Annotated in this window: 17 protein-coding genes; 10 read left to right on the top strand and 7 right to left on the bottom strand. The window is 67.1% G+C overall.

Features of this window, described 5'->3' with window-relative positions:
• Positions 1-78: 78 nt before the first annotated feature.
• From F1D05_RS23630 to F1D05_RS23605, 6 genes are all read right to left on the bottom strand, one after another.
• Positions 79-870 carry a class I SAM-dependent methyltransferase gene (locus F1D05_RS23630; protein ID WP_185442501.1) on the bottom strand — a complete coding sequence of 264 codons (792 nt, stop codon included), beginning with the start codon at positions 868-870 and terminating at the stop codon, positions 79-81.
• A gap of 3 nt (positions 871-873) precedes the next feature.
• Positions 874-1,668 carry a DUF2785 domain-containing protein gene (locus F1D05_RS23625; RefSeq protein ID WP_185442499.1) on the bottom strand — a complete coding sequence of 265 codons (795 nt, stop codon included), beginning with the start codon at positions 1,666-1,668 and terminating at the stop codon, positions 874-876.
• 214 nt (positions 1,669-1,882) lie between these two features.
• The gene (locus F1D05_RS23620; RefSeq protein ID WP_185442497.1) at positions 1,883-2,641 is read right to left on the bottom strand and encodes a hypothetical protein; all 759 of its coding nucleotides are present in this window, start codon (positions 2,639-2,641) and stop codon (positions 1,883-1,885) included.
• A 1-nt stretch (position 2,642) separates the two neighbouring features.
• A complete protein-coding gene (locus F1D05_RS23615; protein WP_185442496.1) occupies positions 2,643-3,635 on the bottom strand; it encodes an ABC transporter ATP-binding protein in 993 nt (330 codons plus the stop codon).
• A gap of 320 nt (positions 3,636-3,955) precedes the next feature.
• Positions 3,956-6,262 (bottom strand): sodium-translocating pyrophosphatase, encoded by a 2,307-nt coding sequence (locus F1D05_RS23610; RefSeq protein ID WP_185442494.1) that lies wholly within the window; start codon positions 6,260-6,262, stop codon positions 3,956-3,958.
• A gap of 213 nt (positions 6,263-6,475) precedes the next feature.
• Positions 6,476-6,805, bottom strand: coding sequence for an STAS domain-containing protein (locus tag F1D05_RS23605; RefSeq protein ID WP_185442492.1), 330 nt, complete (start codon positions 6,803-6,805; stop codon positions 6,476-6,478).
• Between the two features lie 183 nt (positions 6,806-6,988).
• Between F1D05_RS23605 and F1D05_RS23600 the strand changes: the two genes are divergently transcribed.
• From F1D05_RS23600 to F1D05_RS23560, 10 genes are all read left to right on the top strand, one after another.
• Positions 6,989-9,346 carry a DEAD/DEAH box helicase gene (locus tag F1D05_RS23600; protein WP_246485907.1) on the top strand — a complete coding sequence of 786 codons (2,358 nt, stop codon included), beginning with the start codon at positions 6,989-6,991 and terminating at the stop codon, positions 9,344-9,346.
• A gap of 39 nt (positions 9,347-9,385) precedes the next feature.
• A complete protein-coding gene (locus F1D05_RS23595) occupies positions 9,386-9,838 on the top strand; it encodes a hypothetical protein (protein ID WP_185442490.1) in 453 nt (150 codons plus the stop codon).
• A gap of 392 nt (positions 9,839-10,230) precedes the next feature.
• The gene (locus tag F1D05_RS23590; RefSeq protein ID WP_185442488.1) at positions 10,231-10,998 is read left to right on the top strand and encodes a ricin-type beta-trefoil lectin domain protein; all 768 of its coding nucleotides are present in this window, start codon (positions 10,231-10,233) and stop codon (positions 10,996-10,998) included.
• Positions 10,999-11,589: 591 nt separating this feature from the next.
• Entirely contained in the window at positions 11,590-12,513 is a 924-nt protein-coding gene (locus tag F1D05_RS40735) for an ABC transporter substrate-binding protein (protein ID WP_246485906.1), read from the top strand.
• A complete protein-coding gene (locus F1D05_RS40730) occupies positions 12,431-13,018 on the top strand; it encodes a hypothetical protein (protein WP_246485905.1) in 588 nt (195 codons plus the stop codon). Before F1D05_RS40735 ends, F1D05_RS40730 begins: the two co-directional genes overlap by 83 nt.
• Entirely contained in the window at positions 13,018-13,941 is a 924-nt protein-coding gene (locus F1D05_RS23580; RefSeq protein ID WP_246485904.1) for a carbohydrate ABC transporter permease, read from the top strand. The genes F1D05_RS40730 and F1D05_RS23580 overlap by 1 nt, the downstream gene beginning before the upstream one ends.
• The gene (locus F1D05_RS23575) at positions 13,938-14,774 is read left to right on the top strand and encodes a carbohydrate ABC transporter permease (RefSeq protein ID WP_185442486.1); all 837 of its coding nucleotides are present in this window, start codon (positions 13,938-13,940) and stop codon (positions 14,772-14,774) included. The genes F1D05_RS23580 and F1D05_RS23575 overlap by 4 nt, the downstream gene beginning before the upstream one ends.
• Positions 14,774-15,862: an ABC transporter ATP-binding protein gene (locus F1D05_RS23570; protein ID WP_185442484.1), complete on the top strand. Its 1,089-nt coding sequence runs from the start codon at positions 14,774-14,776 to the stop codon at positions 15,860-15,862. The genes F1D05_RS23575 and F1D05_RS23570 overlap by 1 nt, the downstream gene beginning before the upstream one ends.
• The gene (locus F1D05_RS23565; RefSeq protein WP_185442482.1) at positions 15,862-17,112 is read left to right on the top strand and encodes a CehA/McbA family metallohydrolase; all 1,251 of its coding nucleotides are present in this window, start codon (positions 15,862-15,864) and stop codon (positions 17,110-17,112) included. Before F1D05_RS23570 ends, F1D05_RS23565 begins: the two co-directional genes overlap by 1 nt.
• A 226-nt stretch (positions 17,113-17,338) precedes the next feature.
• Entirely contained in the window at positions 17,339-17,959 is a 621-nt protein-coding gene (locus tag F1D05_RS23560; RefSeq protein WP_185442480.1) for a response regulator transcription factor, read from the top strand.
• An 82-nt stretch (positions 17,960-18,041) separates the two neighbouring features.
• Here the strand turns inward: F1D05_RS23560 and F1D05_RS23555 are convergent, their stop codons facing one another.
• Entirely contained in the window at positions 18,042-18,458 is a 417-nt protein-coding gene (locus F1D05_RS23555; protein WP_185442478.1) for a hypothetical protein, read from the bottom strand.
• Between the last annotated feature and the right edge of the window lie 4 nt (positions 18,459-18,462).

Here is an 18,462-nt window from a genome sequence, read left to right as displayed (position 1 = left end):
GACGGTGTCGCCACCGATCCCGGAGTTGTCCCCTTGGCGGGACCGGCCTGGTTCGGGGTGCCGCTGCAGGCTCTTGACTCAGCGAGCGGTTGTGTACAGGACGGTTCCGGACTCGGTGAAGGCCTCTGGTTCGAGTCCGGCCAGCTCGCGCTCCGCGGCCGCCAAGCAGCTCGCGCGCCGGTCGGCCGGGAGCAGCGCGATCCGCCGTGCCATCGAACCGATGACCTGGGAGTGGGCCAGGAACTCCCCGGCCGTCGGGCGATGGCGGAACCGCTCGACGGTGATGTCGACCGGGTCGAAGTTCGCGGCTCGCAGCGCCAGTTCGAGTTCGACCGGATCGGAGGTGACGGCGCCGGACGGCATCTGCGGCGACGGATCCGGCGGAGCCTCGTGCTCGTCGATCACCCGGACCCACACGTCGTACGCCGGGTGCGGGTCGTGGCCCGACCAGGTCACCGCGGCGAAGCAACCACCAGGCGCCAGAATCCGGCGTACCTCGGACAAAGCAGTAGGGAGGTCAGGGAGATGGAACAGCACGAACGGCATGACGATGGCGTCCAGGCTGTCCTCGGCGAACGGCAGCGCCTCGGCGTCACCGGCCACCCGGGCGAATCGAGCGGGTGCCCGGCGAAGCATCGCCTCGGTCAGGTCGGTGCCGATGATGCGAGCCTGGGGAGCGAGCCGTTCGAGATAAGACAGCAGCCGGCCCGGACCACAGCCGATCTCGGCGACCCGACGGGCCGCCGCCAGATCGAGGCGATCGGTCACGGCTCGCCCGTGCACGGCGAGGACATCGGCCCACTTGCCGTCGTACGTCGTGGCAATAGCCGAGTAGTTCTCCCGGATCACGGTGGCGAGTGTTTTGGTCATCGATCAGAAGTAGTACGGCGTCGCGGCGTGGAAGACCTCGACGAGCTTGGGCTTGATCGCATCACGGTGCGGGACCTGGACCGGTGGCTGCTCGCGGTCCAGCAGCACACCGGTGTCGACCATCACGTAGACCACCCGCAGCGCGCGCAGCGTGTTCGAGGACTCGGCGGCGATCCCGCCGAGGTTGTGCATGCTGATCGCGCGGACCGCGGGGTCGAGCCAGCTGGTCGCGTCCGCCGCGCTGAGGTCAGGTCGGGTCAGGGCCGCCGACAGGGCGAATCCCAGCCGGTCGTCCTCGAGATCCCTCATCACGTGCTCTGTGGGGGTCAGCAGCCGCCCGATACCGAGCCGGAGCATCTCCACCGGCTCGACGGCCGGAAACAGCGCCAGCGCCCCCAGCAGGTCGCTGCCGTGGGCTATCGCGTGCAGCCAGCCGAGTTTCGGATCGTGGCCGCGCAGATCATCCTCCGCGACGTACCAGCGCTCGAACGGCGGCACCCAGGCCGGCTCGAAGACCCCCGCCGAGACGATCGCGTCGAGGATCAGCGGCGCGAACGTCCGGGCCTGGATCTCGTCGTCGCCGAACCGGCCGGTCATCTCGTCCCCGAGCGCGCGGAGCTGGTCGGCGCTCAGTACGCCCTTGCCGATCCAGGTCGCGAGCGTCGAGTAGGCGTGGACGTCGCGGACGACGGGGTCGGGCGACCGCAGCATCAGCGAGAGTTCCGCGACGAGATCGCCGAGCGCACGATCGGTCGGGACAGGAAATCCATCGGCGCGGACCTGCGCCCAGTCGGTCATGCCCGGCAGGTTAGACGTTTTACAGGGCCACCCGCCAGAGCGCTCTCAGACAGTGGCTGCCGGGCAGTGAGCCCGCAGGAAAGGGAAACGGCCCGTGGCGCATCTGGTGGATGCTCCACGGGCCGCAATCGACCAGGACCCCTCAGCCCGGCCGGGCCTTTCTACCCCCGTCAGCCGACCACCGGTCGGCCAACCGTCCAACAGTCAGCGAATATCAGGCGTCCCGCCTGCTCGCGCTGAACAGGGCGATGGTGAGCAGCACAGCCGCCCAGCCGGCGAAGTACAGCAGCGCCAGCCACGGACCCATCGCGTAGTCGCCGCCCTGGCCACCGGCCAGCCCGAAGTCCTGTCCCTGGTTCAGGAAGGAGCTGGCGTTGGCGAACGGCGACCAGTGCGCCATGTCGTCGCCGACCTTCGGGATCAGGTTGAACAGGTTCTCCACGGCCAGCGGCCACAGGATCAGGATCGCCACCGCACCGGCGCTCTGCCGGATCAGGATGCCGACCGCGATGGCGATCACGGCGGAGAGCGCGAACACGAGACCCTGCCCGGCCACCAGCCGCCACTCGGCGGCCGTGTCGATGGCCATCGCGTCCGAGTTCACGAACAGGTTGCCGACCGCCCAGGCGCCGAAGGAGGCAACCAGGCCGACGATGCCGGCCAGCGCCGCCACGACGGCGGTCTTGCCGAGCAGGAGGCTGGCCCGCTGCGGAACCGCCTGGAAACTGGTCCGGATGGTGCCGAACCGGTACTCGGTGGTGACGGCCAGCGCGGCCATCACCATCATCACCATCTGGCTGAGCTGCGCTCCGCCCTGGGTGATGAAGACCGTCGCCTGCTGCTCATCGGCACTCTTGATGAAGCCGGTGAAGAGCGAGGCCAGGCCGATACTCAGCACGGCCGCGATGATCATGCACCACCACGGTGAGCGGGTGGAGAAGAGCTTGATCCGCTCTACTGCGATGACCGACATGTCAGTTGTCCTCCTTCGGCCCGGCGGCCACCTCGGCGCCGGAGACCGGCGGAACCGCGGCCACAGCCGCGATCTCGTCCTGCGCGTGGTACTGGACGGAGTCGCCGGTCATCTGCATGAACGCCGCCTCCAACGAACCCCGCTGCAGGGTCAGCTCGTGCAGCGTGATGCTTTGCGCGGCTGCGGTCTCACCGATCTGGTCGGTGGACACGTCGCCCTCGATGAACAGGACCTTGCCCTGGTCCTCGACGTCCTCGATCCGGGTCACCAGTTGCTGCTGCTGCAGAACGTCCTGGAGCTGGTCCAGCTGCGGGCTGCGGACCTTGATGGTGGTGCCGCTGGCGCGGTCGACGAACTCCGTCGTGGTGCTCTGCATGATCAGCTTGCCGCGGCCGATCACGATCAGTTCCTCGGCGGTCAGGGCCATCTCGGAGAGCAGGTGGCTGGAGACCAGCACGGTCCGGCCCTCATCGGCCAGCCGGTGCATGAAGGTCCGGATCCAGACGATGCCTTCCGGGTCGAGGCCGTTGACCGGCTCGTCGAAGAGCAGGATCTCCGGGTCGCCGAGCAGGGCGCCGGCGATTCCGAGGCGCTGCGACATACCCAGTGAGTAGGCTCCGGCGCGCTTGTTCGCGACGGAGCTGAGGCCGACCATCTCCAGGACCTTGTCGACACTCGACTTCGGCAGCTTGTTGGAGGCGGCCATCCAGGCCAGGTGGGCCCGGGCCGAGCGGTTCGGGTGCACCCACTTGGCGTCCAGCAGGGCGCCGATCTTGGTCAGCGGCTGCCGCAGGTCGCGGTAGTGCTGGCCGTCGATGCGGACATCGCCGGCGGTCGGGGTGTCGAGCCCGAGGATCATCCGCATGGTGGTGGACTTGCCGGCCCCGTTCGGGCCGAGGAAGCCGGTCACCTTGCCGGGTTTGACCTCGAAAGACAGGTTGTCAACGGCAACGGTTGCGCCGTATCGCTTGGTGAGGCCGTTTGCCTCGATCATCGCCGTACTCCTCGTTCGGTGGCGCGCCAGTAGACCTTTCGGGCGAGCTGTAGCTATCAGTATCGAGGCCAGGTCGGGTCATCACATCGGACCCCGGGCGGATCCGGTGTGTCCACCTCTGGGTGGATTCTGCCGTTGCTGTCAGGCCCTGCGCCATCGGTTGACTCCCTGACCCGTCCCCGACGATCCCTCACCCGCCCGGCGGACGCATCAGCCGAAAGTCGATTCCGAACCACCGAAAGTACGGAGAACGGCGGTATACAAAACGCAAGGCCCGCCGGAAAGCTCCGGCGGGCCTTGCGTTTCGTGCTGTGCTCAGATCAAGCGGCCGCGTTCACCTCGGCCGGGGTGTCCGAGATGACGGACTCCCGGCGCTTGGAGACGATCACTGCCGCGATGATGACGACCAGCGCCACCAGGGCGATGGCAATCCGCAGCGGGGTGTTGGTGTCCTCGCCGATCTTCGACATTCCGACCACTGCCGGGGCGATCAGCACCGAGACCAGGTTCATCACCTTGATCAGCGGGTTGATGGCCGGGCCGGCGGTGTCCTTGAACGGGTCGCCCACGGTGTCACCGATGATGGTGGCCTCGTGTGCCGGCGAACCCTTGCCGCCGTGGTTCCCGTCCTCGACCAGCTTCTTCGCGTTGTCCCAGGCGCCACCGGAGTTGGCCAGGAAGACGGCCATCAGGGTGCCGCTGGCGATCGCGCCGGCCAGGTAGCCGGCCAGCGCCGAGGCGCCCAGCCCGAAACCGACGGCGATCGGGGCCGCGATCGCGAGCAGACCAGGGGTGGCCAGCTCCCGCAGCGAGTCACGGGTGCAGATGTCGACGACCTTGCCGTACTCCGGCTTGCCCGTGCCTTCCATGATCCCGGGGATGTCGCGGAACTGGCGACGGACCTCGTAGACGACCGCGCCGGCGGCGCGGCCGACGGCGTTGATCAGCAGTCCGGAGAACATGAAGACGACGGCCGCACCGACGATCAGGCCGACCAGCGTCGACGGGTCGAAGACCAGCGCGTCGGCGTTGAACGCGGCGTCACCGGCATCGTTCAGCACCGCGTAGATCGAGTCCGTGTAGGAACCGAACAGTGCGGTCGCCGCCAGTACCGCGGTGGCGATCGCGATGCCCTTGGTGATCGCCTTGGTGGTGTTACCGACGGCATCCAGCTCGGTCAGGATCTGGGCCGCTTCGCCGTCCACGTCACCGGACATCTCAGCGATGCCCTGTGCGTTGTCGGAGACCGGACCGAAGGTGTCCATCGCGACGATGACACCGACGGTGGTGAGCAGACCGCCACCGGCCAGCGCGATCGCGAACAGCGCGAGCACACCGGAACCACCGACCAGGAAGGCGCCGTAGACAGCAGCGGCGATCACCAGGGCGGTGTAGACGGCGGACTCGAAGCCGACCGAGATACCGGACAGGATGACGGTCGCGGCACCGGTCAGCGACGTGCGGCCGACGTCCTGGACCGGCTTGTCCTCGGTACCGGTGAAGTAACCGGTCAGGGCCAGGATGATCGCGGCCAGCACGATGCCGATGATGACGGAGACCGTCGCGATGACCCGGGGGTCACCGTCCTGCGCGGCGATCTTCTCGGTCGCGCCGGTCAGGTCACCGAACTTGCTCGGCAGGTAGACGAACGCGGCGATCGCACACAGGACCGCTGAGAACGCGGCCGAGATGTAGAACGCCCGGTTGATCGTCTTCAGGCCGTTCTCGCCGGCGCGCGGCTTGGTCAGGAAGACACCGATCACCGCGGTGACGGCACCGATGGCCGGCACGATCAGCGGGAAGACCAGGCCCTGCTCGCCGAAGGCTGCCTTGCCGAGGATCAGCGAGGCGACCAGCATGACGGCGTACGACTCGAACAGGTCAGCGGCCATACCGGCGCAGTCACCGACGTTGTCGCCCACGTTGTCGGCGATGGTCGCCGCGTTCCGGGGGTCGTCCTCGGGGATGTTCTGCTCGACCTTGCCGACCAGGTCCGCGCCGACGTCGGCGGCCTTGGTGAAGATGCCACCGCCGACCCGCATGAACATGGCGAGCATGGCGGCGCCGAAGCCGAAGCCTTCCAGCACCGTCGGGGCGTCACCCTTGAAGAGCAGCACCACCAGGGCCGCACCGAACAGGCCGAGGCCGACGGTCGCCATTCCGACCGTTCCACCGGTCCGGAACGCGACGCGCATGGCGGGTTCGCGCCCTTCGTCCCGTGCGGCCGCCGCGACGCGGACGTTGGCCCGGGTCGCGAGCCACATGCCCAGGTAGCCGATCGTGGCGGAGAAGCCCGCCCCGATCAGGAAGAAGATCGAGCGGAAGATCTTCAGCGTGGTGTCGTTGTCGCCGTCACTGTGCACAGGCAGCAGGAACAGCAGCAGGAAAGCCACCACAGCGAAGATCGACAGCGTCTTGAACTGGCGGTTCAGGTAGGCCGATGCACCTTCCTGGACCGCCTGGGCGATCGTCTTCATACTCTCGGTGCCATCGTTCGCGGCAAGCACCTGACCGCGGAACACCATCGCGATGGCGACCGCGAAGATCGCGATCACTCCGACGACGATGACCAGCGTGGTGTTGCTCGACGAAAGATCCACCGCTTGTACAGCAAGCGTCGCGGACATCCGTCCTCCTTGTTGGCAACCCCTCTGGGCTTGACGGCCCCGTAAGCCGCTACCGAAGGGTTGGGAAATACAAAACAGCGCCAATGACCTGGCGCGGTGGGTCACTCTAACGGGTATTCGACCAGACCTGATGACAGGGTGGTCTACGCCATACCCGGGCGGGTCGAGCGGCAGCTCACCCTGCGTAGTTACAGGGCTACCTGCTCCCCCGGCTCAGATCGCCGAGGCGACATCCGGGTGGATGTCGAAAACCTTCGTCAGGCCGGTGATCCGGAAGATCTTCAGCAACCGTTCCTGCGTACAGACCAGCGACAGCGACCCGTCGTGGGTACGCACCCGTTTCAGTCCGCCGACCAGGACCCCCAGTCCGGTCGAGTCCAGAAACTCCACTCTTTCAAGGTCTACAACCAACTCGTACTGCCCCGCGTCGACCAGCGAGACGAGAGTCTCGCGCAGCTTCGGCGCGGTGTAGACGTCGACCTCCCCGCCCACCTCGACGACGGTGCGCCCGCCCTCCGTGCGCGTCGTCAGCGACAGATCCACTTCGGCCTCCGATCCCGTGAACTGTTGCATTCAACCATGTACGGACCGTGAGTAGGGCCGTTGCGGAAAACTCTTTCACCTCGGCTCATCCCGCGTCGACCCTCCGGCAAAATTGAGGCGTGCATCCGCCGTCGGCATCCGCTCGTGCACCTCCCCGGTCCCATCGCCGCGTCATGGTTGTCGATGGCCACCACTACGCTCGCGGTATGCGTGAGGGCGGTGAGTGGGCAGATGCAGAACGGCGGTGAGGCAGCGGTCGTACTCAAACGCTTGGCTGCCGGACCCGGCCGGGCAGAACGGCTCACCCACGTCGAATTCGTGCCACCACGGCAGGGACAGACCGGCAGCTGGCCGCGTTGGGTGCCGCCCGAAGTGCTGAGCCAACTGGCCGATGCCGGCGTGACCGAGCCGTGGACCCATCAGGTCGCGACAGCCGAGGCTGCCTACAGCGGCAAGCATGTGGTCGTTGCCACCGGCACGGCCTCCGGTAAGTCACTCGGCTACTTGCTGCCCGCCTTCGCCACTCTGAGCATTGCCCAGGCGGCGTCACCTCATCGGCGTACGGCGTCTGTTCTGTACTTGTCCCCCACCAAGGCGCTGGCGCACGACCAGTTGCGCGCAGTCTCGGCGTACTCCGTGCCCGGGCTGCGGCCGACCACGCTCGACGGTGACTCGGAGCGGACCGAGCGGGACTGGGCGCGCGACCACGCCACCTATGTATTGAGCAATCCCGACATGCTGCATCGATCGGTGCTGCCCAACCACCAGCGCTGGGCCCGGTTCCTCGGCTGCTTGCAGTACGTAGTGGTCGACGAGTGCCACCACTACCGCGGCGTGTTCGGCGCACATGTCGCCGGGATACTGCGCCGGCTCCGACGCGTCTGCGCGCAGTACGGCGCTCACCCGATCTTCATCTGTGCTTCCGCGACGGTTGCCGAGCCCGCGGTATGGGGTGAACGGCTGACAGGCCTGCCGATGGTGGAGGTGGTCGCGGACGGTTCACCCCGCGGCGGCATCTCCTTCGGGCTGTGGGAGCCGCCGCTGACCACGTCAAGAGGAGAGAACGGAGCGCCCGTACGCCGTTCCGCTACGGCTGAGGTCGCGGATCTGCTCACCGACCTGGTGGTGTCCGGGGTGAGGACGGTGGCCTTCGTCAGATCCAGGCGTGGCGCCGAGACGGTCGCGATGACGGCACGGGACAACCTTGCCGAGGTGGATCCCGCTCTGGCCAACCAGGTATCGGCGTACCGGGCTGGGTATCTCCCGGAGGAGCGGCGCCGGCTGGAGAGCATGCTGCAAAGCGGGGAGCTCACCGGAGTCGCAGCGACCAACGCACTGGAGCTGGGGATCGACATCGCTGGGCTGGACGCAGTACTGCTGTCTGGCTGGCCAGGGACGAGGGCGTCGCTCTGGCAGCAAGCAGGGCGAGCCGGGCGGACCGGTGGAGACGCGCTGGCGCTACTGGTCGCCAGGGACGACCCACTCGATACCTATTTGGTCCGGCACCCACAGGCGATCTTCGGACGGCCGGTCGAGGCGACCGTGTTCAACCCGGAGAATCCGTACGTGCTCGGGCCGCAGCTCTGCGCGGCAGCCCAGGAGCTACCGCTCACACCGGCCGACTACGAGATTTTCGGAGCCACCACCGAGAACGTGATCGGCCAGCTGGTCCGGCAAGGTCTGCTGCGGGAGCGGCCGCACGGCTGGTTCTGGACGCGGCGGGATCGGGCTGTCGACGCGATCGACATCCGCTCCGCCGGCGGCAAGACCGTGCAGATCGTGGAAGACCGGACCGGCCGGTTGCTCGGGACAGTGGACGGCGGTTCGGCCCACGCGAGCGTGCACGAGGGCGCGGTCTACATCCATGCCGGCGAGTCCTATCTCGTCCGCAGCCTGGATCTGGAGGGCCACGCCGCGATCGTCGAGCAGGCTTCCCCCGACTACAGCACGTTCGCCCGGGACAAGACGGAGATCGGCATCCTCGCCACCGAGCGGAGCAGCGCCTGGGGCTCGGCGGAGTTGTCGCGCGGCTGGGTCCAGGTGACCAGCCAGGTGATCTCGTACCAGCGCAAGGAACTCGTGACCGGCAACATCCTGGACGAGCAGCCGCTGGACCTCCCTGAGCGCACGCTGCGGACCAAAGCGGTCTGGTGGACCATGCCCGACGCCCTGGTCGAAGGACTCGGGCTGACCGACGTACCGGGGGCCGCGCACGCGGCCGAGCACGCGTCGATCGGGCTGCTTCCGCTGTTCGCCACCTGCGACCGGTGGGACATCGGCGGCGTCTCCACCGCCAAGCACGCGGACACCGGCAGGCTGACGGTCTTCGTGTACGACGGCCACCCGGGCGGGGCCGGATTCGCAGAACACGGCTACGCGGCGGCGCGCGAGTGGTTGACCGCGACACGTGAGGCGATAGCACACTGTGAGTGCATGGATGGATGCCCGTCGTGCGTACAGTCACCCAAATGTGGGAACGGGAACAACCCACTCGACAAGGGCGGCGCCGTAGCGCTGCTCACAGCCCTCCTTCAGGCCTAAACCGCCAGCAGTTCGGCTGCTGGAAGAAAGGCAGCGATCATGCTGGCCCTTGGAATCGTCTTGATCGTCCTGGCCGTCCTCTTCGGTCTGGGCGTCTCGGTCTCATCCGGCGACTCGACCAGGATGTCCGTCTTCGGCGTCGACTTCGGGCTGTCCGTTCCGACCCTGTTCTTCCTCGGCGCCGCGGCGGGGATCGCTCTGTTCCTCGGCCTGTGGTTGATGAAGAAGGGACTCGGTCGCGGCTACCGCCGGCACAAGGAGGTCAAGGAGCTCCGCCAGCAGGTCGCCACCACCCCGTCGGCCACCGAACCGACCGGCGGCGCGACAGCCACCACCGCCGATCACGACGAGACCGACGGCCACGGCGACCGCCACAGCCACCACGCCGACGTCGACGCGGACGAGAGCAGCCGCACCGTCGACCTCGACGAGGCGGACCGGCTCGCCACCGACCGCCATATTGTTGCCGAAGGCACCGAAAACGGGAAATGAAGGTTCTTTCCCCCAAGGGCATGAAGAGATAGAAAAAGTTGCACTATCTCGATCGAGGCACAGCCGTCGTACAGCCGGGGCACGGCGATCCTGCAGCCAGATTTCGATGCCTTGGGCAACTGTTCGATGCTGGCAATTAGTTGCCATTGGCATCAAGTGACATCAAATGTCCATCACCACCTCCGGACCTCTTGTGTATTACTGGTCGTGGCGTCAACGTCGCGTTGAGTCACTTCGGCCTTCCGGGCCACACCGCCTCCTCACGGGGGATCGACCCGCACCTCATCCCACAGCGCTTGGGATGTCGTCGCGGTTCCCGGAACCGGACACGCTCCTCGCCTCGGGTCCCGACGACCTGATGCCGCGAGATAGCACGACCTCTGGAGGTTGTCTTGATCATCCGTAGAATTTTGAGTCGCACCGGCGTCGCAGTGCTCGCCGTCAGCGTCGCCCTGGCCACGGCCATCCCGGCGCAGGCAGCCGCACCGTCCCAGCCGGTAGGCCCACCACCGGGCGTCGAGGTGGGCGTCGTGAAGCAGATCGCCAGCCGGGCCGACACCCGCTACTGCCTCACCTTCGTCACCGCGAACAAGGTGCCGATGGCAGTGATGATGGCGTGCGCTCCTGGCAAGGAGGGCAAGACCCAGGAATGGGTCCGCACCGCCAAGGGCCAGCTGCAGGTGGCGATGAGCAAGAGCGTCGGTGGCGCCCTTGCCAAGACAGGCGCCTGCCTGGACACCGGCGCGGACCTGGTCACGCCGCCGGCGGACGCGCCGGTTCTGGTGCTGCCCTGCCGCGACGGGGCCGGCCAGAAGTGGAACTACGACGAGAGCAGCGGCTCCTTCACCAACGCGGCGAGTGGACTGGCACTCAGCTCGCTGCTCGGTAAGGGCAAGGCCAAGCAGGCCCAGCCGACCGGCGACCTGGCGGCCACCGGCGCTCCGTACCAGGGCTGGAGCGCACTGCCGCTGCCGGGCCTGGACATCCTTGGCGCGATACTGGCACTCGTGAACGCACTGCTGGCATCGCTGGGCCTGGCCCTGCCGCTGCCGATCGCGAACGCCGCGACGAGCCTTCTCGACCTGGTCCGGGCCAAGAGCCCGGTTCCGGCGCAGATGACGACTCTGCCGAAGCAGATGATGCAGCTGGCCAGGCGCTGACCGAGGAGGATCCTCAGCCACACAGAGGACGGCCGGCCCCGACGATCTCGGGGCCGGCCGCTTCTTTTCGGTCCTTTCGCTGGTGAACCGACTTGCTTCAGTTGTGAACCGTTGCGTGCTCGAGTGGTGGAGCGGTGGAGCGGTGGATCCGGTCGGCATCCGCTGCTTGCGCGTCAGCGGAGACTTCCGATCACCGCCGCCGGATCACCACCAGCAGCAGTAGTCGTGCCAGTGATGGTGCCAGTAGTAGCCACATCCGAGAAGGTCGTCCAGAAGTCCGAGCAACATTTCGTCACCTCCGTTTCCAGGGAACCCGATCGGCACTGACGCTACCCGCCGCAGTAACCCTGTGTATCTAGAAGCGGACTCTTTGTGATGAAACCGCGAGCTAACTTCAACTTCACCGCAATGCTTGCCGCCTGCATCTAATTTGACGGATTCCGGTGACTCTGCGAAGTAGCTCCCGGCAACCGTTGGTAGGAAAGTCACAACGTTTTGCGAATCTTCGTAGTAAATGTCTTCACATAGTTCTTCCCGAGTGCCAAGGTGGACCGGCATCGCCTGCACCGACCCCCGCAAGGAGCCCCCCTGATGCGACGAATCTCGCGGTTGTCCCGGCTGGCCGTCCTCGGCTCGGCCGCCACCCTGCTGCTGACCGGCTGTCTCGGTTCGTCCGGCGACAAGTCCGGCGACCAGGACGCGAACCGCAACTCCGACGCCAAGAAGGTCGAGCTGACGATCGGCGCGAACTCGGTCAAGGGCGGCAAGAGCAGCGCCGGCGCGACCTTTACCGAAGACGTCCTGATCCCCAAGTTCGTCGAGGCCCAGAAGGCCAAGGGCGTCGACGTCACGGTGAAGTTCCAGGGCGACGGCTCGGACGACGAGGTCTACAAGCAGAAACTCGCGCTCAACCTGTCCAACAAGGCCGGCCCTGACCTGTTCAACCTCGACGGCATCTGGGTCGGCGAGTTCGCCCAGGCCGGCTACATCAAGCCGCTCACCGACACGGTCGGCGATGCCGCCAAGGTGGACGACTGGGACGGGTGGAAGCAGATCCCGGAGTCGGTCCAGCAGCTCGGCTCGTACGACGGCAAGCGGTACGGCCTACCGGGTGGCACCGACGGCCGGGTGCTGTTCTTCAACAAGAAGCTCTTCCACCAGGCCGGATTGCCGGCCGACTGGCAGCCGAAGTCGTGGGACGAGATCATCAGCGCGGCTCAGGCGTTGAAGAAGCTCCCCGGCGTCACCCCGGTCCAGATCAACGCCGGTACGGCGATGGGCGAGGCCACCGCGATGCAAGGTGTGCTGCCGCTCCTGGTGGGTACCGGCGCGACCATCAACAGCGACGGCAAGTGGCTCGGCAACACCACACAGGTCCGGCAGGTGCTCGACTTCTACAAGAGCATCTACGGCGGCGGCCCTGGGCGACCCGGTGCTGCAGCGCGAGGCCAAGGGCCGGGACAAGTCGTTCGCCGAGTTCGCCGCGAACAAGATCGGCATCCTGCTCGAGAGTGACTACCTGTGGCGCAGCGTGGTGGAGCCCAAGGAGGGCGTCGCCAAGATGTCCGACCGGGACACCGCGGTGGGCTACGCGCTGATTCCGGCCAGCAAGCCGGGCGGCGGCGTCAAGGGCCAGGACTTCGTCTCGATGTCCGGCGGTGGCGCTACCGCCATCAACCCGAACACCAAGTTCCCGCAGCAGGCCTGGGAGTTGCTGCAGTTCATGAACTCGGCAGAGATGGTCAAGGCGTCGCTGGACGGTGCCGCGAAGATCACCCAGCGCACGGACGTCAACACCGAGGTGCTGGCCGGCGACCCGATGCTCAACTTCGTCGCGACCAAGGTGCTGCCGCTCACGCAGTACCGGCCGGGTCTGGCGGAGTACCCGAAGATCTCTGCCGCGCTGCAGCAGGCCACCGCGGACGTGGTCGGAGGTAAGTCCACCGACGCCGCGGCGAAGAGCTACCAGACCGCTGTCGAGGCTGCCGCGGGCAGCAAGGACAAGGTCACCAGCAACTGATGACGACAGCATCCGCACCCGTGCCGGGACGCCCGGCACGGGTCCGTGCTCCGGCCCAGGACGTCGCCGGGCTCGGCATTACCCGAGCCGTCGGCTTCCTGGCCCCGGCCCTGCTGCTGATCGGCGCCTTCCTCGTCTTCCCGGCGATCTGGACGATCTACATCGGCATCACGAACTACAGGCTGACCGGTGTCGAGGCCGTCTCGCCTTCGATCGTCGGGCTGTCCAACTACACGAAGGCCCTGAACGACGCGCTGTTCCACAACGCGCTCTGGCTGACCGTGCTGTTCGTGCTCGGGTCGGCGATCATCGGCCAGAACATCCTCGGCTTCGCGCTGGCCTGGACGATGCGCCGCGCGCGACCGGCAGTACGCCGTACGGTCGAGGGGTTCGTCCTGCTGGCCTGGATCCTGCCGTCGACCGTGGTGGCGTACCTGTGGATCGCGTTCTTCGACCGGGACACGGGCACGTTGAACAGCATCCTCGGGACGCAGGGCACCGCCTGGCTGATCGACTACCCGATGGTCTGCTTGATCTTGTTCAACACCTGGCGAGGCACGGCGTTCTCGATGATGCTCTACTCGTCCGCGCTGCAGGCGGTGCCACCGTCGCAGCTGGAGTCGGCCCGGATGGTCGGAGCCTCTGGCTGGCAGACGCTGCGGGACGTGGTGTTCCCGCACATCCGCGGGCACGTGCTGACCAACACGCTGCTGATCTCGCTGTGGACCGCCAACGACTTCTCGCCGTTCCTGCTCACCAAGGGCGGGCCGAACCACGAGTCCGAGACAGTGCCGGTCTACATCTACAACGTCGCGCTGCAAGGCGGTGAGCTCGGCTACTCGTCGGCCATCTCCTTCCTGCTGCTGATCGCGAACCTGCTGGTCGCGCTGCTCTACCTGCGACTGTTGAGGAGGCGCTCATGAGGCCGGCGTACGTCGACCCTGCCTACATAGTGCGGCGGATCGGCTTCTATGTGCTGATCTGTGCGATCACGCTGTTCTTCGCAGTACCGATGCTGTGGATCGCTTCGGCGCCCTTCGACAAGTCACCCGGGCTGGGCGTGCACTGGCCGGACTGGACGTTGGACAACGTCCGCAAGACGCTCGACCATCCGTACGCACTGCACTCGATGGTGAACTCGCTACTGATCTGCATCACCACAGCTGTGGCCGTCACCGCCTTCGCCGCGCTGGCCAGCTACGCGCTGTCCCGGGTGCGGATCCCTGGGCGGGACGCCTTGCTGTACGGGCTGTTGCTGCTCTCGTCGGTAGTCACCGGGACCGCTGCGATGGTGCCGATCTTCGTGATGATGTTCCAGCTCGGGCTGATCGACTCCCGGTTCGGTGTCGCGCTGGTGATGACCGGCGGCCTGTTGCCGGCGGCAATCTTCATCCTGAAGGACTTCGTCGACGCAGTACCGAAGAGCTACGAGGAGTCGGCGCGGGTGTTCGGCGCCTCTACGCTGCAGATCCTGCGGGACGTGGTGCTGCCGGTCGCGCGGCCCGGCCTCGCGACCATCATGGTCTGGGCGTTCGTGAACTCCTGGGGCAACTTCCTGGTGCCGTTCCTGCTGATCCGGTCGATCGACAAGCAGCCGGGCGCGGTCTTGCTGCAGACCTTCACCGACGAGGGCGGCAGCGCCAACCTCTCGGTGATCCCGGTCTTCTCGCTGCTGTTCTCGATCCCGGTGGTCGTGCTTTATCTGTTGGTGAACTCGCGCTACGGGTTCCGCTTCCATGGAGGGATCAAGAGCTGATGGCCGGCATCGACATCGAAGGCCTCGCGACCGTCTACCCGAACGGCGTCCGCGCCGTCGACGGGCTGGACCTGACGGTGGCCGACGGCGAGTTCTTCGCCCTGCTAGGTCCGTCCGGTTGCGGCAAGACGACGCTGCTGCGGACCATCGCCGGACTGGAGTCCGCGACCGAGGGAACGGTACGGATCGACTCGGCCGACGTGACCAGGACCGAGCCCGGCAAGCGCGGGGTGGCGATGGTCTTCCAGGACTACGCCCTGTTCCCGCACATGACGGTCTCGGAGAACATCACCTACCCATTGAAGGTACGACGGGTCGCGGCGGCTACCCGGGCCTCGGTCGCGGAGAAGACCGGTGACGAGCTGTCCCTGCAGGGACTACTCGAGCGGCGGCCGGCTCAGCTGTCCGGTGGTCAGCAGCAGCGGGTCGCGCTGGCGCGAGCGATCGCATCCGAGGGCAAGGTGCTCCTGCTGGACGAGCCCCTGTCGAACCTGGACGCGCGGCTCCGGTTGGAAGCGCGGACGTTCCTGAAGAAGCTGCAGAAGGATCTCGGCATCACCACGGTCTTCGTCACCCACGACCAGGCCGAGGCGCTCGCGCTGGCCGACCGGATCGCCGTGATGCAGTCCGGAAAGTTGCGGCAGCTCGGTAGCCCGCGCGAGGTCTTCGCGCGGCCCACCAACACTTTCGTGGCCAACTTCATCGGGTCGACGCCGATGAACCTGCTGCCCGGTACGGTCGCGTCGCACGGCGTCTCGGTCTCCGGCGGATCGTTGCCTGCGACTACTGGTTCGGTACCGGCCGGGGCGGAGGTGACGGTCGGCATACGACCGGAGTACCTGACACTGTCGACGGGCGACGTGAGTGGGCCGGCGATCCGCGGCTCGGTAGTCGTCGCCGAGAACCTCGGCACGCAGTCACTCGTCACCGTCGACTGCTCCGGCACGCTGATCGGCGTCACGGTGCCCGAGGAGGACGAGCCGTCTCCTGGTACGCCGGTGGTCCTCACGGCATCGGAACAGCGGGTCCTGCTGTACGACAAGGAGTCCGGCGAACTGCTGGCCCGTCAACCCGCTGCCGCCGTCTGATGGCCGTCACCAGCTACCGCCAGCGCTGGACCCTCGACGACAGGGCTTCATCGGTCTGGCATTCGCTACCGGTCGATATCCCACCTGGTTGTGACGGGCTGTCGGTCACCCTGACTGTCCCGAACGTCGAGGGCGCGGTGATCGACCTCGGATGCGAGGGTGCGAGCGGTTGGCGCGGCTGGTCCGGTGGAGCGCGGCAGTCCTTCGCGATCACTCCTACCGCTGCTACGCCTGGGTACGTAGCTGGTGAGCTGGAGGCTGGGACCTGGTTCGTGGTCATCGGGCTGCACCGCGTCCCCGTCGAGGGCGTCGAGCTGGTGATCGAGGCTGTCACCGGACCGGTCTCAGTGATCCCAGGACTGGAGGAGTACGCCGTGCTGACGGCGGCTGTCGGCGTACCGGCTCGACCGCCGCGCCGCGTATTGCCCGCTGCGGACGGGCTCCGGTGGGTGGCGGGTGACTTCCATGCGCACTCACTTCACTCGGACGGCTCGACCCCGATCGCCAACCTCGCGGCGCTGGGGTTATCCGCCGGGCTGGACGTCATGGCGATCACCGACCACAACACCGAGGCGCATCACGCCGAGCTGCCTGGGCTGGGCCGGCAGTTCGGCATCGGGCTCATCCCCGGGCAAGAGGTGACCACGGACGCCGGGCACGCGAACGCCTTCGGCGCGATCGGCGTCATCGACTTCCGCCGGCCGGCCTCCGCTTGGGTCACCGAGGTCGCCCGACGTGGTGGGCTGCTCTCGATCAACCATCCGCTCGGTGGTGACTGCTCCTGGCGCCACCCGCTCCCGGAGCACCCACCCTTGGCAGAGGTCTGGCACTCCTCCTGGCTGGACCATCGCTGGGGCGGCCCCGTCGCCTGGTGGCAGGCCTGGGGTCTCGGCTCGACGACTCCGATCGGTGGCAGCGACTACCACAACCCTGCTTCCTTGACCACGCCCGGAATCCCGACTACCTGGATAGCCATCGACGCCGCCGCCGAGGGTCCCGACGAACTGGTCCCCGCAGTACTGGCAGGGCTGGCGGCCGGCCGCACGGCGATCTCCGCCGGGTACGACGCTCCGGTCGTGCTCCACAACGGCAACGAACTGGTCGTCATCGATGCCCCCAACACTCTTCTGGTCACCGCTGACGGCAGCCGTCACGCCATCCGGAGCGACTACGAAACCGTCCCTGCTCCCGCCACCACCGGCACGGTCCTGGTCGGCCACGACAACCGCTTCCTCTCCGTCACCAACTGAACCGCCAGCCTTCGGATCAAGGCGGCAACCGCATCAGGGGTTTGTGGCTGGGGGTTTGTGGCTGGGGCGGTGGTGCTCCGGTCGCGATCTGGTCGCAATCTGATAGAGATGGGTCGTTGATCTGGACGTCACCAGCACGGTGCGTTCATGATCTGGAACCGAAGTCTTGCCCAACTCCTCCCGGACGCACTTCCCCAGCGCCCGGACGGTCACCCCGGAGGCTCGTTTGCCCGACCGCATCCGGCTGCTGCTGGTCGACGACCAGATCCTCAGCCGAGGCGTCCTCAGAAGCGGCCTCGAACGTGAACGGGATCTGGAGATCGTCGCCGAGGTCAACCGGACCGACGACGTCGTCGGCGCCGCCAAACGCCACCGCGCGAACGTCGCCTTGCTCGACACCGCCGGCCCTGGGCACGACAGCATCTACGTGACCACCGAACTGCGGACCTCGATGCCCGAGTGCCGCGTACTCATGCTGACCACCTTCGGCCGCCCCGGCCATCTCCGCCGTGGCCTCGATGCCGGCGCGAAGGGGTTCGCACTCAAAGGCAGCCCCACCCCTCAACTGGCCGACGCCGTCCGCCGGGTGCACCTCGGCCTCCGCGTCGTCGACGCCAACCTGGCCGCCGAGACCCTGCAGTACACCGAGACCCCTTTGAACGAAGGTGAGACCAGCACTCTGCGCGCCGCCCGCGACGGTGGCTCGGTCGCCCTGATGGCACAGAAACTCGCCGTCTCCGAACGCGTGGTCCGCACCCGCCTCTGGTCCGCCATCGGCAAGACCGGCGCCCGCACCAGAGCCGACGCCATCCAGATAGCCGAACACAACGGCTGGCTCGCCGACTAACTCCACCTGAGCGCGCCAACCACTCCCTGTGCCGCAAGTGCCGCTTATCGGCTTAACACCGTTGGCCGTTCGGGATTTCCGGCTACTGGTCGAGGTGGTCCCAGAGCCAACGGGGGCCGACCGAGCCTGCGCCATGGGCTTCGATTCTGTCGCGGAGGCCGCGGTCGGCGGTGACTACTGTGATCGTCCTTTCGGGGTTGTCGTCGGCGGCCGCCTTTACGACATCGACGATGGTGTCGTCGCCTGAGCCGCCGGCGAGGACGACCCGCAGGTCACCCAGGTCCGGGGCATCGTCCATCGCTCGTCGGGCGGCTCCTTCGAGGATGACGACCACCTCGGCCGGTTCGGCCAGTCGCTCGTTCAGCGTGGTCAACTTGTCCAGCAGTTTTCGCGCCGCGCCCGGCCGATCACGCCACCACCCATCCGGCCGCGACCCCACCACGTTGGCCGCATCAACCACGATCAGCCGATCCCACTCGCCATCCCGTTCACCCGTCATCTCG

The organism is Kribbella qitaiheensis (assembly GCF_014217565.1).
In the GTDB taxonomy this organism is placed as follows: domain Bacteria; phylum Actinomycetota; class Actinomycetes; order Propionibacteriales; family Kribbellaceae; genus Kribbella; species Kribbella qitaiheensis_A.
This window is presented reverse-complemented; position numbering and strand designations above follow the sequence as displayed.